Genomic DNA, 24329 nt, shown 5'->3' with positions numbered 1-24329 from the left:
CCGCGGTGGCTCAGCGGCGGTCACTCCGCGGCAGCTGCGGGCGGTAAAAACGTAGGACTATTCATGCAACAGCCTCTCCCCTCGCCCACCGAATCCGGCAGCGCTCTGCCCATCGACGCCTTCGAGCTGTCCGCGGCGCAACGCGGCATCTGGTTCGCCCAGCACCTCGCCGGCGACACGCCGATCTCCATCGCCCAGTACGTCGAGTTGAGCGGACCGATCGACCTGGACCTGCTCGCCGATGCGGCGCGTCAGGCCGGCCGCGAGTTCGGCACCGGGTATCTGCGGCTCGTCGAGGTCGACGGCCATCCGTATCAGTTCGTGGACACCACCCTCGACGACACCCTGGACACCCTGGATCTGCGCGGGGAACGCGATCCGGTGACCGCCGCGCACGCGTGGATGCGGGCCGAATACGACGCTCCGCTCGACCTGACCCGCGATCGACTGGTGCGCGTCGTCATGCTGCGGGTCGCCGACGACCACTGGTACTGGTACTCGCGGATCCATCACATCGTGCTGGACGGCATGGGCGCGCTGACCATGGTGCAGCGCACCGGGGAGCTCTACAACGCGGCGGTCGAGGGCAAGGAGCCGCCTGCCGCGAAGGCCGAGGATCTGCGCCGGATCGTCGAGGCCGATGCGGCGTACCGCAGTTCGGATCGGTTCGGCACCGACCGGGAGTACTGGCGCGAGCATCTGCACGGGATGGCCGATCCGGTGAGTCTCGCCGGCCGCACCGCAGCTGTCGACGCGCACCCGAGTCGCGTCGCGGGCGCGCTGCCCGCGGAGACCACCGCGCTGCTCGACGACGTCGCGAAGGCGGCCTCCTCCGGTGTCGCGCCGACGGTGGTCGCGGCGTTCGGGGCGTATCTCGCCGCGATGACCGGTGCGCCCGAAGTTGTGCTGAGCCTGCCTGTTTCGGCGCGTACCACGGCGGTACTGCGCCGGTCCGGCGGCATGATCGCCAATGTCGTTCCGCTGCGGCTGACCATGACGCCGACCACCACGGTCGGCGATGTCATCCGGGCGGCCCAGGGCGAGCTGACCGGGGCACTGCGGCGGCAGCGATACCGCCAGGAGGACATCTTCCGCGATCTGGGCTGGCCGATGGACGAGACCGCGTCGTTCGGGCCCTCGGTGAATTTGATGATGGTGGACACCAGGATTCAGCTCGGTGCGGTCACCGGTCGCCTGCACGTGCTGACGTCCGGGTTGATCGATGATCTGTTCGTCAATGTGTATCCGGGCGTGGGCGGCGAGAGCACCCACATCGATTTTCAAGCCAACGGAAACCTGTACAGCGACGCGGAATTGGCGGCGCACCATCGCCGCTTCCTGCTGTTCCTGCACGAATTCCTCGCTGCGGGAACGGAAGCCGCGCTCTCGACGGTGCCGGTCGTGTCCGACGACGAGCGGGCCGAGCTGGTGCCTGCCCGTGGACCCGCAGGAGTCACGCCTCGCACCCTGCCGGAAATCCTCGCGGCCGGTGCGGCACTCGATCCCGATGCGGTGGCGATCCGAGCCGGGGCTACCGCGTTGACCTACCGTCAGGTCGACGAGTACACGAACCAGCTGGCCAGGGTGCTCATCGCGAACGGCGCCGGACCGGAACGCGCCGTGGCGATCTCGATCCCCCGCTCGGCAGAGTCGGTGCTGGCGATGATCGCGGTGGCCAAGACCGGCGCGGCGTTCGTGCCGATCGATCCGACCTATCCCGCCGACCGGATCGAGCACATGGTCGGCGACAGCGGTGTGGTCGCCGGGGTGACCGTCGCGGCCGCCCGGAAGTCGTTGCCGGAGCGGGTGACCTGGCTGATCCTCGATGACGAGGTGACCACGCGCAGCGTGCGCGAGCAGGACACGACCGCCGTCACCGTCGCCATGCACCTCGATCAGGTCGCGTACATCATCTACACCTCGGGATCCACCGGATTGCCCAAGGGCGTACTGGTTTCGCATCGCGGACTAACCAACCTCGCGACCGGTTCCGGGGCCGGATTCGGCGTAACCGCCGATTCCGTAGTGGCGCATGCGGTTTCGCCGAGCTTCGACATATCAGTCGAGGAGATTCTGGTGACGCTGGCCTGCGGCGCCACCTTGGCCGTCGTGCCGCCCGCCGCGTACGCCGGCGAGGAGATGGCGGAAGTACTGCGCACCCATCGCGTCACCCATCTCAATGTCACGCCGACGGTCGTGGGATCGCTCGATCCGGCGACCCTGCCTGAGCTGCGCACCGTGATCGTCGGCGGCGATGCCTGCCCGCCCGAGCTGGTGGCCAAGTGGGCCGGTCGCACCCTGCTGAACGGGTATGGCCCCACCGAAACCACGGTGACCGCGACATTGAGCGAGGGGCTCGTCCCTGCCGCGCCGGTCACCATCGGCAGCCTGGTGCGCGGTGTCGCTGCTGTAGTGCTCGACCCGTGGTTGCGGCCGGTCCCGCCCGGGACCATCGGTGAGCTGCATCTGGCTGGTGCCGGACTCGCACGGGGCTACCACCGGCGCAATGGGCTCACCGCAGAGCGTTTCGTGGCGAACCCCTATGAAGCCGGGGCGCGCATGTACCGCACCGGCGACCTGGTGCGCTGGAGCGAACGCGGCGGCCGGCTCGAGCTGGAGTACCAGGGGCGCAGCGACTTCCAGGTGAAGGTCCGCGGCTTTCGCATCGAGCTCGGGGAAATCGATGCCGCGCTGCAACGGCATCCGGATGTCGACTTCGCGATCACGGTCGGGGCCGAAACGGGATCCGGTGCCACCGCACTCGTTTCGTATGTCCTGCCGAAGCCCGGGGCCGAGGTACATCCCGAGGCGCTGAAAGCTGCTGCCGGAGAAACACTTCCGGCCTACATGGTGCCCGCGGTGGTGATGGTGCTCGACAGCATCCCACTCACACCGCTCGGCAAGGTGGACCGCAAGGCTCTGCCCACACCGGATTTCGGGGCGCGCGCGATCGTCAGCCGCGCGCCGTCCACCCCGCGCGAAGAGGCGTTGGCCGCGCTGTTCGCCGAGGTGCTCGGGCTGGAGTCGGTCGGCGTCGACGAGAGCTTCTTCGCACTCGGCGGGGACAGCATCGTGTCCATCCAGCTGGTGTCGCGGGCCAAAGCCGCGGGCATCGGGCTCAGTGCGCGGGATGTGTTCGAGCGCAAGACCGTTGCCGCGCTGGCCGCCGTCGCCACCGAGGTGCAGGCGCAGGTGGTGCACGAGTTGCCCGGCGGTGGGGTCGGCGCGGTCGAGCTCACGCCGATCGTGCACGCCATGCTGGATCAGGGCGACAGCTGGGGCCGATTCGCTCAGGCGGTGCTTGTCGGACTGCCCGCCGGCTTCGAGCGGGCTCGCCTCGTCACGGCGGTGCAGGCGCTGCTCGACCAGCATGATCTGCTGCGTTCGTCGCTGCGGCACACCGCGGGGAACTGGGAGTGGGTGGTGGCCGAGCGTGGTTCGGTGGCTGCCGAATCTTTGGTGGATGTCGTCGCGGCCGGACCGGATACCCAGGAAACGTACGAACGCGAGTTGCAGCGCGCCGCCGATCTGCTCGATCCCGCCGCAGGGGTGGTCGCCCGCTTCGTGCTGATCGAGCACAGCGATGCGGAGCCCGTGCTCTGGCTGGTGCTGCACCACCTGGTGACGGATGGGGTCTCCTGGCGCATCCTGCTGCCCGATCTCGCCACCGCCGCGCTGGGTGGCACCCTCGCGCCGGTCGGTACCTCGTTCCGGCGCTGGGCCCACGGCCAGGTGGCGCAGGCGGGCGAACGGGCCGCCGAATTGCCGCTCTGGCAACGCATCCTGGCGACTCCCGATCCGGCGCTCGGTTCGGACACCCTGGATCCGGCCGTCGATGTCGTGGCGACCATGGCGCACCGGCAGACCATCGTCACGCCCGATATCGCGCACACCGTGCTCAGCACCGCACCCGATCGATTCCATTGCAGCGCAGACGATGTGCTGCTCGCCGCGCTCGCCATGGCGATCGGGCGGTGGCGCGAGCGGACCGCGACGCTGTTCACCCTGGAAGGGCACGGACGGACGGAGGCGATCCTGCCCGGCGCCGATGTCGCGCGCACGGTGGGCTGGTTCACCAGCGTGTATCCGGTGGCCGTCGACCTGACCGGGGTCGATCTCGCCGACGCGTTCACCGGTGGCGCCGCGGCGGGCACCGCCATCAAGACCACCAAGGAACAGCTGCGGACGGTGCCGGACAAAGGTGTCGGCTTCGGCATGCTGCGCTACCTCACCGCCGACACCGCCGCGGTCCTCGCCGAAGGGCCCACGCCGCAGATCAGTTTCAACTACCTGGGCCGGGCGACCACCGGCGCCGACACCGGACCGTGGCTGCCGCAACGCTTCGCGGCCACCCAGGACGATCGGGCACCGCTGGCCGCCGTCGTCGATATCAACGCGGTACTCACCGACAGCGGTTTGGAAGTGACCTGGGCGTACGCATCTCGGCTGCTCGACGCAGCCGACGTCGACCGGCTCGCCGAGCTCTGGACCGAGGCACTGCGAGCGCTCGCCGCGCATGCCGAGTCCGCGGGATCGGGCGGCCGCACACCGTCGGACTTCGAGCTCGTCCCGGTGACGCAGTCGCAGATCGATACCTGGGAACGCGACTACCCGAATCTCACCGACGTATGGCCGCTCTCGCCACTGCAATACGGCCTGCTGTTCCACGCGCTCTACGACTCCGATACCGCCGACGGATACACGGTGCAGTCGCTGCTCACCCTGGCCGGCACCGTCGAGGCGGCCCGATTGCGCACCGCCGCACAGGCTTTGGTGGCCCGGCACGAGAATCTGCGGGTCGCCTACGTGGAAACCGACGACGGTCCACGGCAGCTCGCCCTGGCCGACGCCGAAATACAGTGGCAGGAAGTTGATCTGGCCGGCATCGACGATGCCGAACTGCGGCAGCGCGAACTCGACCGGGTGATCGCGCTCGACGCCCGCACCCGCTTCGAGCTGACCCGGCCACCGCTGGTGCGCTGCACGCTGATCCGTATTTCCGTCGACGCCTACCGGTTCGTGCTCACCAATCACCATCTGGTGCTGGACGGTTGGTCGACGCCGCTGCTGGTGCGCGAGCTGCTCGCGCTGTACGTCACCTCGGGTGACGCCTCGGCGCTGCCGCCCGCGCACTCTTATCGCGAATTTCTGTCCTGGCTGGACGAGCGGGACGACGCCGAATCGATTGCCGCATGGCGGGAATCGCTCGCCGGCATCGATACCCCCACCCGCGCGGTGCCGACCTTGGCGGGCATCGAATCGACCGAGACCGGCATGCTGTCCACCGAGCTGTCCGCCGACACCGTCGCCCGTTTGGAGGCGACCGCTCGCGAATCCGGAGCCACGGTCAACACTCTCGTGCAGGCGAGCTGGGCGATGCTGCTCGCCATGCGCACCGGCCGCACCGATGTGGTGTTCGGCGGCACGGTCTCCGGGCGGCCACCGGAACTCACCGGTGTCGAAGAGATGATCGGACTGTTCATCAATACCTTGCCGGTGCGGGTTCGCCTCGATCCGGCGGAGAAGGTGGTCGACCTGCTCGCCCGCCTGCAAGCCGAGCAGGCGCGGCTGATGGATCATCAGCATGTCGGGCTGGCCGCCATCCATCAGGCCGTCGGTCTCGCCGAATTGTTCGACACACTCACCGTTTTCGAGTCCTACCCGATCGACCGGGAGGCGCTCTCGCAGGCGCTGGACATCGCGGGCATGCGAGTGCTCGACGTCGAAGGCACCGACGCGACGCCATACCCGTTGAACCTCATGGTCATTCCGCTGCGCGGCGCGGACGGTCACGACACCTTGCGCGTCAGCCTGAAATTCATGGCCGATCAGCTCGATGCCGCGGACGCGCGACCGCTGCTGGATCGCTTCGTCCGGTTGCTCACCCAGCTCGCCGACAACCCGCGCGCCCTGGTCTCGCAGGTGCAGTACTGCGACGACGGCGAACGTGCCGCGCTGCTGCCGGTGCGGGGACCGGAGTCGCTGCCCGTGCGCACGCTGCCCGACATCCTCGCCGCCGGTGCGGCCATCGATGGCGATGCCATCGCGGTCAGCGCGGGCGAGCTCAGCATGTCCTACGGGGAGCTCGATGCCTGGTCGAACCGGTTCGCGCGGTTGCTGCTGAGCCGGGGCGTCGGGCGGGAGGTGTTCGTCGTGCTCGCCCTCACCCGCTCGCTGGAGTCGGTGGTCGCGGTGTGGGCGCTGGCCAAGTCGGGCGCGGCGTTCGCGCCACTGGACCCGCACTATCCGGTCGAGCGGATCGAGCACATGCTCACCGACTCGAAGGCGCCCATCGGCGTGACGGTCACCGCGACCGGTGAGACGCTGCCGGGCAGCATCGACTGGCTGCTGCTCGACGACCTCAACACGATCCGCCGGGTGATGACGGTGTCCGCCGATCCGATCACCGACGAGGAGCGCGGCGGTCCGATCGATGTCGATCAGACCGCGTACCTGATCTATACCTCCGGTTCCACCGGCAAGCCCAAAGCCGTGCTGCTCAGCCATCGGGGTATCGCGAATCTGGTTGCCACCCAGCGGGACTCGCTGGCATTGGATCCGACCGCGAGTGCGTTGCAGGTGGCGTCGCCGAGCTTCGATGCTTCGGTGTTCGAACTGCTGACCGCGCATGGCTCGGGCGGCAGGTTGGTCGTTTCCCCGCCGGATGTCTACGGCGGCAGCGAACTCGAACAACTGCTGCGTACCGAACGGGTCACCCACGCGGTGATCACGCCGTCCGCGCTGGCCACCATGGACCCGACCGATCTCGACCACCTGCGGGTGCTCTCGGTCGCGGGTGAGGCGGCCACGCCCGAGCTGATCGAGCGCTGGTCCGTCGGGCGGCGGATGGTGAACCTGTACGGCCCGACGGAGTTCAGTATCTGGGCCACCGGGCCTGCGGAACTCGTTGCGGGCGAACCGATCACCATCGGCGGGCCGATCCGTGGCGCGGCGAACATGGTGCTCGACACCTGGCTGCGGCCGGTGCCCGTGGGGGTCGCGGGTGAGCTCTATCTGGCCGGACCAGCCCTTGCGCGCGGCTACTTCAACCGGTTCGAGATGACGGCGAGTCGCTTCGTCGCCGATCCGTTCGGCGAGCCGGGCGAGCGGATGTACCGAACCGGCGACATGGTGCGCTGGGTGGTCGGTCGCGGTGGCGGTTGCGAGCTGGAGTACTTGGGGCGCAGCGACTTCCAGGTCAAGATTCGCGGCCTGCGCATCGAGCTCGGCGAGATCGACGCGGTGCTCTCGCGCGACGAGCAGGTCGAGTACGCGGTGACGATCGGCCGGGCCGGGCCGGCGGGCGCGACCGTGCTGGTGTCGTATGTGCTGCCCGCCGAGGGCGTCGAGCTGGATACCGAGCGACTGCGCGTCCAGGTGGCCGCCGAGCTGCCCGGCTACATGGTGCCCGGCTATCTCGTCGTGCTGGACTCGATTCCGCTGACGCCGGTCGGCAAGCTGGACCGCAAAGCCCTTCCCGTGCCGGACTTCTCGGATACCAACCGGCCCTACCTGGCGCCACGTACACCGGTCGAGCAGGCGGTGGCCGAGGTGTTCGGTGATGTGCTCGGCCGCGAGCGGGTCAGTGTCGACCAGTCCTTCTTCGAGCTCGGCGGCAACTCGCTCAGCGCGACCAAGGTTGTCGCCCGGGTCAATTCGGCGTTGGGATCAACGATCGCGCTGCGTGACCTGTTCGACGCGCCCACCGTCGCCCAACTGTCCGGGCGCGTGGTCCCGGCAACCGACGGCAAGCCCGGCCGCTTCGCGCTCGCCCCCCGGATCCGGCCGGACCGCATCCCCTTGTCCCCCGCACAGCAGCGCATGTGGGTGCTCAACCGGCTCGACCCCACCTCGTCGGCGTACAACATCGCGGTCGCCCTGCGGCTGACCGGTGCGCTCGACGTGGACGCCATGCGGCTGGCCCTCACCGACGTCGTCGACCGGCACGAAAGCCTGCGCACCATCTACCCCGCCGACTCCGACGGCCCCCGCCAGGTGGTGATGAGTACCGAGATGGCGGCGCCCACCCTGACATTGATCGACAGCGAGGACGGTGCGCCGCTCCGCGCGCGAATCAACGCGTTGGCGGGCAATGGATTCGACATCGCCAAGGAGCCGCCGCTGCGTGTCGGGTTGTTCCGCATCGTCACGGCGGACGCAGCGGATTCCGGCCTGGCCCCGGCCAGCACGTTCGCGGGTTCCGCGCCGGTGGTGTCGAGTCCTCTTGCGGGCCGCCCTCCGGTCGAGTCCAGCCCATCGTCGGGCACCCCACCGGTATCGTCGGGCCACTCGATGGCCACAGCTCCGGTGGTAACCGACGACTCCCCCGGCACGAATACCCCGGCCGTGCACATCGTCGTCCTCGTGGTGCACCACATCAGTGCGGATGGTGCGTCCATGGCGCCGCTGGCGGCCGACCTGGTCGCCGCGTATTCGGAGCGGGTCAGTGGTGCGGAGACGACCAGGGTTCCGCTGGGCGTGCAGTATGCCGATTTCGCGCTGTGGCATCGCGAGTTGCTCGGTAGCGAATCGGATCCGGACTCGATGGCGGCGCAGCAGCTTCGGTTCTGGAACGACACGCTCACGGGAGCGCCCGATGTCCTGGAGTTGCCCAGCGATCGGCCGCGACCTGCGGTGCAGACCATGCGCAGTGCCGACGTCGAGTTCACCATCGATGCCGGATTGCACCGTGCGCTGGTGGAATTCGCGGCGTCGCACAATGTCAGCCTGTTCATGGTCGTGCACGCGGCGCTCGCGGTGCTGCTGGCGCGGCTCGGTGGCACCGACGATGTGGTGATCGGCACGCCGGTCGCCGGGCGCGGGGAGCAAGCGCTGGACGAGCTGGTCGGGATGTTCGTCAATACCCTGGCGCTGCGCACATCGGTCGATCCGGGCGCCGGATTCGGCGACTTCTTGACCGCGGTGCGCGCCGTGGATCTGGATGCGTTCGCGAATGCCGATGTGCCGTTCGAACGCCTTGTGCAGGTGTTGAATCCGACTCGGTCTACTGCGCATCATCCATTGTTCCAGGTGTCGCTGACGTTGCAGAACTTCGTAGAGCCGGTGCTGGAACTGCCGGGACTACGGTTCGAGGTGGAGGACTTCGACCGGCGCACTTCACAATTCGACCTGACCCTCGACCTGCGCGAGCGCTTCGGCGAGACGGGTCCGGCCGGACTGTCCGGTGTGCTGACCTACGCAACGGACCTGTTCGACGCGGCAACAGTGGCGGCGTTCGCCACTCGATGGCGGCGCGTACTCGCGACCGTGCTGGCCGAGCCGGACACACGGCTCGCCGATATCGACATCCTCGACGACACCGAACGCGCCACCCTGGTACTGGTGCGCGGACCCGAGAGTGCCGGGACGACAACACTTCCCGAGCTACTCGCACGGACAATGGACCGGCACCTGGACCGACCCGCCGTGGTCGCCGCCGGACACACCACGACCTATCGGGAACTCGACGCACACACCAACCGGCTGGCCCGCCTACTGCTGGAAGCCGGCGTGGGCGCGGAATCCGTGGTCGCCCTCAGCCTTCCCCGTTCGGCCGAACTGCTGACCGGCATGTGGGCGGCGGCGAAGGTCGGCGCGGCCTTCCTGCCGGTCGACCCGAAGCATCCGGTGGAGCGCATCGACCACATGCTCACCGATTCTCAGGCCCGCGTGGGTCTCACGGTGGCCGCCTACCGGCCGCTGCTGCCGGACAGCACGCACTGGCTGGTGCTGGACGACGTGGACCTGGTCGGACGCTGGTGCCGGGCGAGTGCGAGCCCGCTGGGCGACGGCGAACTCCCGAGCCCGATCCGGCCGGACAACCCGGCGTGGATGATCTACACCTCCGGTTCGACGGGAACACCGAAGGGTGTCTCGGTGTCGCACCGCGGCGTCGCCGACTTGATTGTCGCGCAACGCGAGTCGCTCGGACTCGATGAGCACTCCCGGGTATTGCAGGTGGCTTCACCGAGTTTCGACGCCTCGGTCTTCGAGGCGCTCATGGCCTTCGGCTCCGGCGGCGCCTCGGTGGTCGCGCCACCAGAAGTATTCGGTGGCAGCGCCCTCGCTGAACTGATTGCGGCAGAGCAGGTCACCCACATGGTGATCACACCGTCGGCGCTGGCCACCCTGGATCCCGGCGAGGTATCGAGTGTCCGGATGCTCGCGGTGGCGGGCGAAGCGGTCGGCGCAGAGTTGGTCGAGCGTTGGGCCGCCGACCGCACCATGATCAACCTGTACGGCCCGACCGAATTCACCATCTGGGCAACGGGTTCCGTGCCACTGGTGGTCGGCGAGCCGGTGGCCATCGGCACGCCGGTGCGCGGGGCCGCCGCCCTCGTCCTCGATGACCGGCTGCGCCCGGTGCCGGTCGGCGTCGCGGGCGAGCTGTACCTGGCCGGGCCTGCCTTGGCCCGCGGCTACCACGCCCGACCCGGCTTGACGGCGGGCCGGTTCATCGCCGATCCGTTCGGCGAAGCGGGCGAGCGGATGTATCGCACCGGCGACCTGGTGCGTTGGACGCGCACCACCGCCGGCTTGGCCTTGGAGTACCTCGGCCGCACCGACTTCCAGGTCAAGGTCCGTGGTCAACGCATCGAACTCGGCGAGATCGACGCTGTGCTCGGCCGGGTCGACGGTGTCGATTTCGCCGTAACCCTCGGCGTTCCCGGTCCGACCGGGGCAACCGCGCTGGCTGCCTATCTGGTGCGTACGCCGGGCGTCGAGCTCGATCTCGCCCGGGTCCGCGCCAACGCCGCCGACACGCTGCCCGCCTACATGGTTCCGTCCGCCTTCGTTGTGCTGGATGCCATTCCGCTCACCGCGGTCGGCAAGCTGGACCGAAAGGCGCTGCCCGCACCGGAATTCACCGCCGAACGCACCGAGTACCGTGCGCCGTCCACGCCGACCGAGGAGACCCTGTCCGGGATCTTCGCCGAGCTGCTCGGGCTCGACAAGGTCGGCGCCGACGACTCGTTCTTCGCGCTCGGTGGCGACAGCATCCTCGCCATCCAACTGGTCTCGCGGGCAAAGCAACACGGCGTGCACTGCACACCGCTGCAGGTGTTCGAGCACCGGACCGTGGCCGCACTGGCCGCGGCCGCCGACGCCGCAGGCGCGGTAGTCATACTGGACGAACTGCCCGGTGGTGGCGTCGGCGAGCTGCCGTTGACGCCGATCGTGCACTACATGCTCGAACGGGGCGGCGACTATCGCCGCTTCGCACAGACTGCGGTGCTGGAGCTGCCGGTCGGGATCGATCGAGCCCAGATCGTCGCCACGCTGGCAGCGGTGGTCGACCGGCACGACATGCTGCGTGCCCGGCTTTCTCCCGACGAGAACGGTGCGCCGGGCCTGCGAGTCGGCGAAGTCGGTTCGGTCGAGGTGGACGCGCTCGTGCACCGTATCGAGTTCGACGCCGCCGCCGACTCGGTCGAGCTGCGCGAATACGCGGTGACCGAGCTGGATGCCGCGATGAACCGGCTCGATTTGGCCGACGGTGTTGTGCTCCAGTTCATTTGGCTGGACCCGGTGGGCGATGGTGGAACCCGCACGCGCGCCGGACGTTTGATCGTGGTGGCGCACCATCTCGTCATCGACGGTGTCTCGTGGCGCATCCTGGTGCCGGACCTGGTCGCCGCGTGGGCACAGGTGTCGGTCGGCAACACCCCGGTGCTCGCCGAGACCGGCACGTCGATGCGGCGGTGGGCGCATGCCCTGGTCTACGAGGCGCACACGGACAAGCGGGTTTCCGAGCTCGGTTACTGGCGCGACGTCATCACCGGGCACGATCCCCTGATCGGTTCCCGCCCGCTGGACTCCGCCATCGACCAGGCGCACACGTTGCGCATGCTCGACCGCGAGGTCTCCCCGCAGGTCACCAACGCACTGCTCACCACACTGCCCGGGTTGTTCCAGGGTGGGGTGAACGACGCACTGCTCGCCACGTTGGCGATTGCGCTGGCGCGCTGGCGGTCTCGTACCGCCGGAACCGCCGAGGCACTGCTCCGGCTCGAAGGGCACGGCAGGCAAGAGGAAGTGATCCCCGGTGCCGATCTGTCCCGCACGATCGGCTGGTTCACCAGCATCTACCCCGTCCGGCTGAACCTCGACGGCATCGACCTCGACGACGCGCTCGCCGGTGGTGCGGCGATGGGCACGGCTATCCGCGCCGTGAAGCATCAGCTGCTCGCGGTGCCGGACAAGGGCATCGGCTTCGGCCTGCTGCGCTACCTGAATCCAGTGGCGGCCGAACAACTTCCGGCCGGACTGCCGGGCCAGGTCAGCTTCAACTACCTCGGCCGGTACTCGACCGGTGACATCCCGGCCGGGCTCGAAGGACTCGGCTGGCTGCCCACCGACGAGCTCGGCGACCTGCACGCCACCGAACATCCCACTGTGCCACTGCAATCGGCGATCGATGTGAACGCCGTGGTGGTCGGTGACCGGTTGCAGGCGAGCTTCGGCTTCCCGGCAGAGCTCTTGTCACAGGACGAGGTCGCCGAGCTGGCCGATCTGTGGGTCGACACGCTGCGGGCCGCCGCCGAATTCGCGCAGTCCCCCGCCGCACGCACCGCGGCGGACGACGAGACCGCCGCCATTGCCGCGCAAGCCGCGGCACAGATCGCCACGGCCGCACCCACCGGACTCGGGCTGGACGTGGTGCTGCCGATCCGCCCCGACGGCACCGAACCCGCACTGTTCTGCGTACACCCGTCCTCCGGGATGTCTTGGACTTACCTGGGATTGGCGGATGCGTTGCGGCCGTGCAGGCCGATCTACGGTCTGCAAGCGCCCGATCTCGGCGGCCACGAACCACCGGCCCGCTCGATCGAGGAGTTCGCCGGCCGGTACGTGCGCGAGATCCGCGCCATCCAACCGAGCGGCCCGTACCACCTGCTCGGCTGGTCATTCGGCGGACTCATCGCGCACGCCATCGCCACCAAGTTGCAGCAGGCGGGCGAGACCGTCGGCGTCGTCGCCCTGCTGGACGCCGACACCGCCGATATCGACGGCGACAGCATCGAACGGCTCAGCGCGGGCGCGTTCGTGAACTCCTTCGGCTCGGTCTTCGGCATCGACGACGTCCCCGCCGAGGCGACGGCGCAGGAGGCCGCCGACCTGATTCGGGAACGGCTGGGCGGTGTTTCGCTCATCGACGCGGACACCATCGAGCGGATGGCCGCCTCCTATAACGCGTCGGCGCGGACCCGCACCGGCTATCGACGACCGGTATTCGACGGCGACATCGTGTATTTCAGCGCGACCGTCGATACCTCCGACATCTTCGGTCCGGACGGCTGGCGGCCGTACGTGACCGGTGAGATCAGCAACCACGACGTCGAGGTCACCCACGACGAACTGACCGCACCGCACGTGCTGCCGATCATCGCGCGCGTGCTCGACGAACATCTGGGAGGCCGAGGATGAATTCCGAACAAGGAGTCGTCGTCGAAGGAATCGAGAAGTCCTTCGGCACCGTAAAAGCTTTGCGTGGCGTCGATTTCGTCGCCGAGCCGGGCGAGGTGCTCGGCATCCTCGGCCCGAACGGCGCCGGGAAGACGACCATGGTGAACGTCCTGTCGACGCTCATTACCCCGGATCGGGGACGCGCGGTGGTCGCCGGGCACGACGTGGTCGCCGACCCGGCGGCGGTGCGCCGGTCCATCATGCTGACCGGGCAGTACGCCGCGCTCGACGACATGCTCAGCGGTTACGAGAATCTGGTGATGTTCGGCAGGCTGATGGGTTTGCGCAAGCGCGCCGCCCGGGCCAGGGCGGACGAGCTGCTCGCCGAGTTCGATCTGGTGGGCGCGGCGGGCCGCCGGGTCGGCACGTACTCGGGCGGCATGCGGCGGCGTATCGACATCGCGTGCGGTCTCGTCGTCCGGCCGGATGTGGTGTTCCTGGACGAACCGACCACCGGTCTGGATCCACGCAGTAGGCAAGGGGTTTGGGATCTGGTGACCAGCTTCAAGAAGGCGGGCATCACGACGCTGCTCACCACCCAGTACCTGGAGGAAGCGGACGCGCTCAGCGACCGGATCATCGTGATCGACCACGGTGTGGTGATCGCGCAGGGCACCGCGGACGAGCTGAAGTCCAGGACCGGCGGAAGTTACTGCGAGGTGGTGCCGCTGGATCTGAAGGATCTGCCGGTCATCGCCGATGCGCTCGGTTCGCTGCTGCCGGAGGATATTCGGGCCGCGATGACGCCGGACTCGGATCGGATCGCGATCCCGGCGCCGGACGGCGCGAAGACCCTCGCGGAGGCATTGCGCCGCCTGGACGGCGCGGACGTCGAACTGGTCGATATCGCGCTGCGCAGGCCGTCGCTCGATGATGTGTTCCTCCAGCTGACCGGCCACCTCGCCTCTGCTGACGGAGCCGACACTAAAACGGCTGATGTGGAGCGTGTCTCGTGACCGCCGGCACCTGGCTGACGCAGACCCGAGCCACGCCGGTGCGGGCACAGCAGTGGTGGGTGCTGACGACGCGACTGATCGTGCCGTCGGTGAAGACCGGTGAGGTGCTCGCCTCGATCCTGGCGCCCGCGGCCTTCACGGCCAGCTTCTACATTCCCCTGAAAACCGTGATGACCTTCGCGGGCACCGGATTCAGCAGCTACGCCCAGTTCATGATGCCCATCGTGGTGTTGCAGGCCGCCGCGTTCACGGCCATCTCGGCTGCGTTCCGGGCGGCCACCGACTCGGTCGCGGGGCTCAATCGGCGCTTCGGGTCCATGCCGGTCGGGCCGCTCGTACCCGTCGCCGCGCGCATGTCCGGCAATCTGTTCCGGCTGGCGATCGCGCTGGTCACGGCGGTTATCTGCGGTCATGTGATCGGCTTCCGGTTCCGTCTCGACACCGTGCACACCATCGGCTTCCTGCTGTTCGCGATGCTCGTCGGGCTTGCCCTGATGCTCGGTGCCGATGTGATCGGCACGGTGTCGCGCAGTCCGGAGGCGACCACTCAGGCTTTGGTGTTGCCGCCGTTGATCTTCGGCATGCTCTCGACGGGCCTGGCTCCGGCCCAGCAGTTTCCGGCGTGGGTGCAGCCCTTCGTACGCAACCAGCCGGTGTCCCAATTCGCGATCGGGTTGCGCGCGCTGGCCGGTGACACGGTGGGCAACGCCGGCCAGGTGACCTGGTCGTTGATGGGGCCGCCGCTGGCGTGGGCGATCGCCATTCTCGCCCTGTGCATTCCGCTGACCATCCGACTGAGTTCGAGGAGGGCGTGATGGCGCTGCTGGCTCAACACACCGCAGATACCCGCACCGGTTCGGAGGTGTCGGTCGCGTCCTTGGTGCAGCACACCATGATTCAGACGCAGCGGTTGCTGCTGCGCTGGACGCGCAATCCGATCACGCTGCTGGAAACCCTGATCATCCCGTGCCTGCTGCTGATCATGCTGGAGACCGTCATCGGCGGTCAGATCCGTAAGTTCACCGGGGAGAGCGCATTGTTCGGCTCGGTACCAATGGTCACCCTCGTGGGCGCGCTGTCCGGCGCGGTGGCCGGTGGTGTCCTGCTCGGCCGCGAGCGGGACGCGGGCCTGCTCGCCCGGTTCTGGGTACTGCCCGTGCACCGCGCATCCGGGCTCGTCTCCCGCATCCTCGCCGAGGGGTGCCGCATCTTCGCAGGCACCCTCGCCATCATCCTCGTCGGCTACCTGCTCGGCTTCCGCTTCCACCAGGGCGTCCTCGCGACCCTCGTATTCCTGTTCATCCCAGTACTTTTCGGGCTGGCCTTCGCCACCGTCGTCACTGCGGTGGCCGTCTTCACCGCCAAAGCCACTCTGGTAGAAGCCATCACCATCCTCACCTCCCTGATGATGTTCTTCAGCACCGGCTTCGTCCCCCTCGCCGCCTACCCCCAGTGGATCCAACCCATAGTCCGCAACCAACCCATGTCCGTCGCCGTGGACGCCATGAAAGCCCTTGCCCTCGAAGGCCCCCTCGCCCGCCCCCTGACCCTCACCCTCCTCTGGTCCCTCGGCGCCATCCTCCTCTTCGCCATCCCCGCCACCATCGGCTACCGCCGCGCGAGCAGGCGCTGACCCGCTGCGACCACCGGATCGGCTACACAGCGGACTCGAGCCACGTGTCGTTCCCCGCTGGGCTGAAATCCGTTGCCCGCAGCACCCCGCCTCGATACCGTGGTGGCATGCCAGGTTGACGCTAGAGATCTCGATACGTCCGGTGGCCCCGGGCTCCGCCTTTCGTCCGTTCAGTCGCTGACCGATGGAACGAGACGAAGGAATTGCTATGGAAATCAGGCGGATTGCACGGGGTGAGGGTGATGTGGTCGGCAAGCTGTGGGATCGCATGTGCCGGGAGGTGGTGGACGGCGGCCCGCTGACCGAGCGGGGATTGGCAGAGCTGTCGCGAATGCTCGATATGAGTGCGTGGCATCGGGACGCGTTCTGCCTTGTCGCGGTGGTGGATTCGACGATTGCCGGGTTCGTCAACGGGCGGGTCGACACCGGTGACGGACTACTGCCGGGCATGAGCGGCGAAATAGACTCGCTGTACGTGGTTGCGGGGCACCGCGGTTCGGGAATCAGCCGGGCGCTGGCGGAGGCCGCCGTCGCCTGGTTACGCGATCGGGGCGCCGCCCCGATTCGCTATCTATCCTGTGCCCAGGCCCATGAGGACCACCGCTTCTGGGCAGGTCTCGGATTCGAACCGGACATGATCTGCCTCTCCCTCTACTCCAGCGAATAGTAGGCCGCAGTCGCTCGTCGAGTGGCACATGGTGGCGGCGTTCGCCGAGAGGACCTCTCCATGGTGTGCCACTCGATGAACGAGCGGGCGCGAATCGGCCCCGGCACGCCGAAAGGGGTGCCGGGGCCGAAGGTTTCGAGAGCTACCGGGCGCCGAGTTGGCGGGCGAGCGCCCAGATCACCAGGACATCGATGGCGATGATGACCAGTGCCCAGAAGGGGTAGATGGGGGCGAAGAGGAAGTTGTCCAGGATGCTGACCGACGCCATGACGATGCCGGCGAGGTAGCCCCAGGTTTTGCCGGTGACGATGCCGAAGCCGGCGATCAGCACGAGCACGGCGATCACCAGGTGGATCCATCCCCATGCGGAGACGTCGACGAGGAACACCTGATCCTCGGTGACCACGAAGATATCGCGGCCTGCGATGGCGGCGACGGCGGTCAGCAGGTGCAGCACGCCGGTGATGAGGATGAGCACACCGGCGAAGATGGTCATGTCGTTGAGCACCGGGCCGGTCCGGACGGGGCCGGGACTAGTCATAACACACACTCCTTCCGAAACGCGTGGTACTTCTATCCGCCCAACGTAGCCCCTGATCAGGCGAAATCGGCGCAGGTGGGCAGGTGGGTCACCGGATGGCGCCGACTACCGGGCGGAGCCGGGCAAACGTGCCGCGCCCCGATCACGTCGTGGTGCCCGCACGCGCCGAGCCACGGACGGACCATTGGCAAACAATTGGCGATCTCGCGCGGCGCGCCAGCACCGATGTGGCTGTTCGCGCGATCGTGCCGCAGAATAGGGGCCGCACGCGATGGCTCCCGGCGTTTCTCGCCTCGGTGACACGCATCGCTGCGACACAAGGTGTTGTGCTGCACGGACTTGTCACCCACTAGGAGTAGTGTCCGGTGGAGAGAAGATCCGTCACGGCAGCGGGCTCGGGAAAGGTGTGGAGGCAGGATGAAACTGATCGATCGGGTATCGGCCATCAACTGGAATCGGGTGCCCGACGAGAAGGATGCCGAGGTCTGGGACCGGCTGACCGGCAACTTCTGGCTGCCCGAGAAGGTTCCGGTGTCCAACGACATCCCCTCGTGGGGCACGTTGACCACCGATGAGAAGCAGCTGACCATGCGGGTCTTCACCGGCCTCACGCTGCTGGACACGATCCAGGGCACCGTCGGCGCGGTGAGCCTGATCCCGGACGCGCTGACCCCGCACGAGGAGGCGGTGTACACCAACATCGCGTTCATGGAGTCGGTGCACGCCAAGAGCTACAGCTCGATCTTCTCCACGCTGTGCTCCACCAGGGAGATCGACGACGCGTTCCGCTGGTCGGAGGAGAACCGAAACCTGCAGCGCAAGGCCGAGATCGTGCTGGATTACTACAACGGCGACGATCCGCTCAAGCGCAAGGTGGCCTCGACGCTGCTGGAGAGCTTCCTGTTCTACTCCGGCTTCTACCTGCCGATGTACTGGTCCTCGCGGGCCAAGCTCACCAACACCGCGGACCTGATCCGGCTGATCATCCGCGACGAGGCCGTGCACGGCTACTACATCGGCTACAAGTACCAGAAGGGTCTGGAACTGGTCAGCCAGGCCGAGCGCGACGAGCTGAAGAACTACACCTTCGAGCTGCTGTTCGAGCTGTACGACAACGAGGTCGAGTACACCCAGGATCTCTACGACGAGGTCGGCCTCACCGAGGACGTCAAGAAGTTCCTGCGCTACAACGCGAACAAGGCGCTGATGAACCTCGGCTACGAGGGACTGTTCCCGAAGGACGAGACCGAGGTGAACCCGGCCATCCTGTCGGCCCTGTCCCCCAACGCGGACGAGAACCACGACTTCTTCTCGGGTTCGGGTTCGAGCTACGTGATCGGCAAGGCTGTGAACACCCAAGACGAAGACTGGGAGTTCTGAGCGATACCCAGCTCGACACGGCGGCGGATGCTTTCCGCCGCCGTTTCGCGTTTCCGGGGATGGCGTGCGGGACCTCTCCGTACGGGACCCGTTGCCGCAGGCGGTGATCCGGGCGCACTCGAGTACACCCGCTGGGTTCGATCGACCTGCCCGCCGAACGTGTCGAAGGTCTCGCCGCGGAAGGGGTGACCCGGATCGTCGTCGGCAGCACCGATCCCGGCAACCCGTTCGACGAGATGTCGCGCTTCGCCGAACGATTCGAACTCGGCGGCTGACGCACCGACCTCCCGGCCGTCATGCACCAGGCGGCCGGGAGTTGGTGTGCATCGCCACGGTTCACCCCCCGCCCACGCGCGCCTACGCCGAGTCGCGTTCCTCGAACCACCCCTCGCCATAGACACTCCGGAGAATGTGCAGCACGTCCGCGCTGTCCGCGGCGAGGCCGTCGACGGCGAACCGGATAGCACCGACCGCGACGGTCAGCGAGCGCAGTTGCTCATCCATTCTTCGTGCTCGGTCGGCCAGGGTCGACAGTCCGAACTCCATGTGGGCCTCGCGATTTTCCATGGCTTCCAGTTGCCATTTCAGGTCCGCGTCCATCGTTATACAGCGCCTTTCCTGGAAGGAATTTATATTCTGGATTGTTCCTGTTGCGTTGTCGCACTGAGCAATTCGGCGAATCCGTAAACCTCCATTACAGTCTGCTGGTTGGATGAGCGCGGAAACCGATTCGCCGGTTGTTGGGGCTGATCGGCTTTCCGAACACATGCAGTGCAACACCGCAGCCACACGGTCGGCACCCTTCCGAGACTGAGCTCTGTCGGTATTTCGGTGAGGTTCCACAGTCGCTGCCGCACTTGGGTTCCAAAATAGACCGCCATTCTTCAGCGACCCCTCGGAGATACAGCTATGACGACTGGCTCGACCCTTCCCCGTAGGCTATTGGCCCGCGAGCTCCGCCGAGCTCGCGCAACGGCGAAGGTCAGCTCGGAAACCGCGCGGAACGCCATCGGCGTCAGCAAGCAAACATTCTGGCGAATGGAGAGCGGGATCCCGATCCGGTTGAACCCGTTGTTCGTCAAACGGTTATGCGAGCTCTACGAGGTATCGCCGGGGCTGACCCAGGTACTGCTTGCGCTGACCGAGGAGACGAAGACCAAGGGGTGGTGGCACACCTTCGACGAGTCGATACCCAGGGACTTCGGGCTGTTCGTCGGCCTGGAAGACGCGGCGCATCACATCATTTCGTATCAGACAACGTTTATACCTGGAATGTTGCAGACCGATGAGTACCGGCGCGCAATGATTTGGGTGGAATTTCCCAATATGCCGTCGCCAGAGGTGGAGACAACAATAAGGATAGCGGCACTGCGCCGAGACCGACTCCACAGTGATGCCAATCCCGTGACCCTGGATGTGCTGATCGATGAGTCGGCGCTGCGCCGACCCACCGGCGGCACCGCGGTGATGGCCGGTCAATTGCGGCATCTCGCCGATGTCGCACAGCTGCCGAATGTTTCGGTGCGCGTGATGCCGGCGTCGACGGGAACGTATCAGGGTTTAACAGTTGGAACATTCGTATTGCTGGAGTTCCCGCCGCACCCGACCGCGTATTTGACTGAGCCACCGGTGATTTACGTCCAAGGTTTCACCGGAGATTTGTATTTAGAACGCCCGGAGGAGATTGCGGCGTATCGTGTTGTGTACACAGACCTCAAGCGTCTGGCGTTGGGTGAGACCGAAAGTCGCACTCTCATTCGAGAAATAGCAGAGGAGTTCTCCGCATGTACGATATGACTGACGCACACTGGTTCAAGAGCACCCACAGCAGCGCTGTGAAAGATTGTGTCGAGGTAGCACATCTCGACGGCGGATCGGTCGGAGTTCGCGACTCCAAGAACCCCACCGGCCCCGCCCTGGTCTTCAGCCCCGCGGCATGGGACACCTTCACCTCGAGCCTCGCGCAGGGTGATCTCGACAATCCGTAATCGACCCGTTCCACGAGACCCCCACTACCCGTGGGGGTCTCGCGCTGTGCGTCGAACGACGATGTCGCCGCCGGACTTTCGCACAGTGGACCGTTACGGTGAATCAGCCGATGGCGGCGAGGTATTCACCGTAGAACAGCATCAGGCCGACGGCGGCGGCGACGCCTGCCAGCAACCAGAAGCGGATGATGACGGTGGTCTCGGCCCACTTGCTGAGTTCGAAGTGGTGGTGGAACGGTGCCATCTTGAACAGCCGGTTGCGGGTGGTGCGGAACACCACGATCTGAAGGAGCACCGACAGGATCTCCGCGAAGAACAGGGCGCCGACCACCGCCATGAGCAGCTCGGTGCGGGTGGTGATGGCCAGACCGGCGAGCAGGCCGCCCAGCGCCAGCGAACCGGTGTCGCCCATGAAGATCTTGGCCGGAGCCGCGTTCCACCACAGGAATCCGGTGCAGGCGCCGACCCCGGCGGCACAGACCACCGCCAGATCGAGCGGATCGCGCACGTTGTAGCAGCCGGCGCCGGGCGTGACCGCGCAGGCGTTGGTGTACTGCCAGAAGGTGATGATCACGTAGGCGCCGAGCGCGAAGCTCATCGATCCGGCGGCCAGTCCGTCCAGGCCGTCGGTGATGTTCACCGCGTTGGACCAGGCCACCACCAGGAAACTGACCACCAGCAGAAACCCGATCACCCCGAACGACACGGTGGCCACGTCCCGGACATAGGACATGTGCCTGCTGCCCGGCGTCAGACCCGAGCTGGCGGGGTACCGCAGCGCCAGCACACCGAAAACCACTGCGGCGGTGAGCTGGCCGATGTACTTGCCGGTCGCGGTCAGGCCGAGATTGCGTTGCCTGCGCAGCTTGATGAAATCATCCAGGAAGCCGACCACGCCCAGCGCGGTGGCCAAACCGAGCACGAGCAACCCGGAGGCGGATACCCCCTCCCCGTCGTGCCGGATCCCGATCAGATGCGCCCCCAGGTACCCCGCCCACATACCGACCAGGATCGCGATGCCACCCATCGTCGGCGTGCCGCGCTTGGCCTGGTGGCTGACCGGTCCGTCGGCCCGGATCTCCTGCCCGACATTTCGCCTGGCAAACAGCATGATCAGCAATGGTGTCAAGGTGATGGAAACCGCCAGCGCGATCATCGCCGAGAACAAGATCTGTCTCATTCGCCCCTCATGCGGCCGTCATCGGACTCTTCGTTCATTGAAACACCAACGCGCGGACTCGTTTTCACTGCCCAGCCGCCCGGCCACCGCTGCGGATCGCACCACACAGCGCCGAGCGTCAAAGATCGCCCTCGCGAATGCACGACGTTAGCAAGCGTGCGGGATGTGTGCTGTCCCGTGAAGTTCCGCTACATGCCGAAGCCGCGGCCACCCTGGTGCGGGTGGCCGCGGCGTGCATGCGGACTTCCGGTCAGCGCGAGTCGCACGCGCCGACCGGTGCTCAGATACCGAGGACCAGCTTGGCGGTGGTGAAGTAGATGATCAGGCCGGTGGCATCGACCAGGGTGGTGACCATCGGCGCGGACACCACCGCGGGGTCGATCCGCAGCTTCTTGGCGAGCAGCGGCATGGTGCCGCCGATGGTGGCGGCCCACCCGCAGATCAGCACCAGCGTGATGCCGACGACCAGCGCGACGCGCAGGTCGACGAACAGTCCGCCGATCACCAATCCGGCCGCGGCGAGCATGGATCCGAGCACCAGCCCGACCCGGCACTCGCGCCAGATCACCTTGAACAGGTCGGTCACCCGCACCTCGCCGACGGCGAGCGCCCGCACGCAGGCGGTGGCGGCCTGCGCGCCCGCATTGCCGCCCGCGCCGATGAGCAGCGGAATGAACAGCGCGAGATGGGCGGCCTGCTGCAGCGTGCCCTCGAACATGTCGGTGACGCTGACCGTGAGGGTGGCGGCGAACAGCAACAGCAGCAACCACATCGCGCGGTAGCGGGCCAGCTGGAACACCCCCGCCGCCATGTAGTGGCCCTCCCACGGCGCCGAGCCGGCCTGCCTGGCCACGTCCTCGCTGTCCGCGGCCTCGATGACCTCGACGGCGTCGTCGATGGTGAGCAGGCCGACGAGCCGGTTCTCGCTGTCGACGACGGGCATGTTGATGTCGTTGGTCTCGCGCATCAGCCGGGCCGCCTTCTCGGCGGAGTCGGTGGCGCGGGCGCAGACGGGTTCGGTGACGACCAGTTCGGCGATCATCGTGTCCGGCTTGCTGAGCACCAGCTCACGCAGTTCGACGATGCCGGTGAGCCGCCTGCCCGCGTCCACCACGGGCAGCGTGTAGACGGTTTCGGCGTTGGCACCCTTGGCGCGCACCATGGTCAGCGCCTCGGCGACGGTCAGGTTCTGCGGCAGCGCGACCACCTCGGGGGTCATGTACTGACCCGCCGAACCCTCCGGATAGCCGAGCAGCGCCGCGGTCATCCGGCGCTCGCGCGGGCTCAACCCGGCCAGCACCTTCTTGGCCACCTTGGCGGGGGCCTCGCGCAGCATGCGGGCCCGGTCGTCGGGCGCCATGCCCTCGATCAGGTCGCGGAAGCTCTGGTCGCGCAGGCCCTGCAGGATCTGCTGCTGGTCGACCGGTTCGAGTTCTTCGAAGACGGCCAGCGCCAGATCCTTGTCCAGCAGCCGGAACGCCATGCCCGCCTGGACGGCGTCCATCCGGGCCAGCTGGTCGGCGATGACGTGCGGCGGATGGGTGTCGAGCCAGGCCAGCGCGGCGTCGACGCGGTGGGTGTCGGCGATGTCCTGCAGTGATTCGGACAGCGACGGACGTACTTCGATGACATCGGTCTGCGACATGGGGTGTCCTCAGCAATAAGCGTGAGTGAATGGGAGCGCGAAAATTCACACCGCGCGGGCGTCGGCCCCCACCGTCGCTGACTACTCAGGAATGCGAAGGGGCGACGCCGCGCGGCCTTCGACTGGGAGGTTCGCTGCGCATGGCAACCCCACCTCCTTCTCGTCGCTGCCGCAGACCTGACGCGTCCGCACCATTACTGAAACCTTGATCGGATGCGAAAGCATCCCTGTGCAGGATACAGGCAATCGGTTGAAGTGCTCACCACGAACGATCGTGCTGGTCAGTTGACCACTCCGGCGTGAGCGTGGTGGTGACGGCGGTCTCCGTGGCGAGCCAGGTGGGCACGTGCCGCACCCAGTCGGGCACCGGACCCGCTTGCGCGCCGAACAGAAAGAGGTGCGGCACCTGGTCGCGCAGGTGGTGATGCACCTCGATGCGATCGTCGATCATGTGCGTGATGCCGAGGGCCGCGCAGTGCCCCGCCTTGTCGGCGCGCTTGCGGCAGTAGCGCAGGTTGTCGCGCGGGATCCCGGTGCGGTCGTAGAAGTCGTGGTGGTCGAGCCATTGCCGGGTGCGCTGTTCGATCCGCACCCCGCACTTGGAGATCACCCATGCTCGGCCGCCGAAGCGCCGGACCAGCCGGGGCAGCACGTCGAAGGCGTCGGGGCTGGGTGGTGTGCGCAGGGCCTCGTCGAGGCCGCCGGAGAGGAATACCGTGTCGCCATCCCCCGGTCGCAGGGCCGCCCCCTGGATGACTCGGCCGAAATCGACGCCGAGTCGAGGTTGTTTCTCTGTTTTCATGTGCGTTCGAGCATGACTCGGACTACCCGGCCGACGCCAGTGAATTTCGGGCCCGTAGCGGCGGCGGTTC

At 67.2% G+C, this 24329-nt stretch carries 13 protein-coding genes; 8 read left to right on the top strand and 5 right to left on the bottom strand.

All coding sequences use genetic code 11. The annotated features are described in order from the left end of the window. Positions 1-63: 63 nt before the first annotated feature. From IBX18_RS16770 to IBX18_RS16750, 5 genes are all read left to right on the top strand, one after another. On the top strand, positions 64-13428 hold the full coding sequence (locus IBX18_RS16770; protein WP_194834573.1) for a non-ribosomal peptide synthetase: 13365 nt from the start codon (positions 64-66) through the stop codon (positions 13426-13428). Further along, positions 13425-14423, top strand: coding sequence for an ATP-binding cassette domain-containing protein (locus IBX18_RS16765; protein ID WP_194834572.1), 999 nt, complete (start codon positions 13425-13427; stop codon positions 14421-14423). Before IBX18_RS16770 ends, IBX18_RS16765 begins: the two co-directional genes overlap by 4 nt. Continuing rightward, a complete protein-coding gene (locus IBX18_RS16760; protein WP_194834571.1) occupies positions 14420-15238 on the top strand; it encodes an ABC transporter permease in 819 nt (272 codons plus the stop codon). Before IBX18_RS16765 ends, IBX18_RS16760 begins: the two co-directional genes overlap by 4 nt. Continuing rightward, a complete protein-coding gene (locus IBX18_RS16755; RefSeq protein ID WP_194834570.1) occupies positions 15238-16056 on the top strand; it encodes an ABC transporter permease in 819 nt (272 codons plus the stop codon). Before IBX18_RS16760 ends, IBX18_RS16755 begins: the two co-directional genes overlap by 1 nt. Positions 16057-16264: 208 nt before the next feature. Beyond that, positions 16265-16723 (top strand): GNAT family N-acetyltransferase, encoded by a 459-nt coding sequence (locus tag IBX18_RS16750; protein WP_194834569.1) that lies wholly within the window; start codon positions 16265-16267, stop codon positions 16721-16723. A gap of 142 nt (positions 16724-16865) precedes the next feature. Here the strand turns inward: IBX18_RS16750 and IBX18_RS16745 are convergent, their stop codons facing one another. Further along, positions 16866-17264, bottom strand: coding sequence for a hypothetical protein (locus IBX18_RS16745; RefSeq protein ID WP_194834568.1), 399 nt, complete (start codon positions 17262-17264; stop codon positions 16866-16868). 417 nt (positions 17265-17681) lie between these two features. Here IBX18_RS16745 and nrdF point away from each other — a divergent pair, with 417 nt between their 5' ends. Then, complete coding sequence (nrdF, locus tag IBX18_RS16740; RefSeq protein ID WP_107658570.1) at positions 17682-18644, top strand: class 1b ribonucleoside-diphosphate reductase subunit beta; 963 nt, start codon at positions 17682-17684, stop codon at positions 18642-18644. A 357-nt stretch (positions 18645-19001) separates the two neighbouring features. Here the strand turns inward: nrdF and IBX18_RS16735 are convergent, their stop codons facing one another. Then, entirely contained in the window at positions 19002-19244 is a 243-nt protein-coding gene (locus IBX18_RS16735; protein WP_107658573.1) for a hypothetical protein, read from the bottom strand. 309 nt (positions 19245-19553) lie between these two features. On the opposite strand from IBX18_RS16735, the gene IBX18_RS16730 reads away from it, so the two are divergent. Then, a complete protein-coding gene (locus IBX18_RS16730) occupies positions 19554-20441 on the top strand; it encodes a DUF5753 domain-containing protein (RefSeq protein WP_194834567.1) in 888 nt (295 codons plus the stop codon). Further along, positions 20429-20632, top strand: coding sequence for a DUF397 domain-containing protein (locus tag IBX18_RS16725; RefSeq protein WP_228541263.1), 204 nt, complete (start codon positions 20429-20431; stop codon positions 20630-20632). Before IBX18_RS16730 ends, IBX18_RS16725 begins: the two co-directional genes overlap by 13 nt. Positions 20633-20735: 103 nt before the next feature. Here IBX18_RS16725 and mraY read toward each other — a convergent pair whose 3' ends face one another. The 3 genes from mraY to IBX18_RS16710 form a co-directional block, all read right to left on the bottom strand. Further along, positions 20736-21812 (bottom strand): phospho-N-acetylmuramoyl-pentapeptide-transferase, encoded by a 1077-nt coding sequence (gene mraY, locus IBX18_RS16720; RefSeq protein WP_107658576.1) that lies wholly within the window; start codon positions 21810-21812, stop codon positions 20736-20738. A gap of 280 nt (positions 21813-22092) precedes the next feature. After that, on the bottom strand, positions 22093-23457 hold the full coding sequence (gene mgtE, locus IBX18_RS16715) for a magnesium transporter (RefSeq protein ID WP_194834566.1): 1365 nt from the start codon (positions 23455-23457) through the stop codon (positions 22093-22095). Positions 23458-23716: 259 nt separating this feature from the next. Then, positions 23717-24259: a hypothetical protein gene (locus tag IBX18_RS16710; protein ID WP_194834565.1), complete on the bottom strand. Its 543-nt coding sequence runs from the start codon at positions 24257-24259 to the stop codon at positions 23717-23719. Between the last annotated feature and the right edge of the window lie 70 nt (positions 24260-24329).

Source organism: Nocardia sp. XZ_19_369 (assembly GCF_015355715.1).
Taxonomy (GTDB): domain Bacteria; phylum Actinomycetota; class Actinomycetes; order Mycobacteriales; family Mycobacteriaceae; genus Nocardia.
This window is presented reverse-complemented; position numbering and strand designations above follow the sequence as displayed.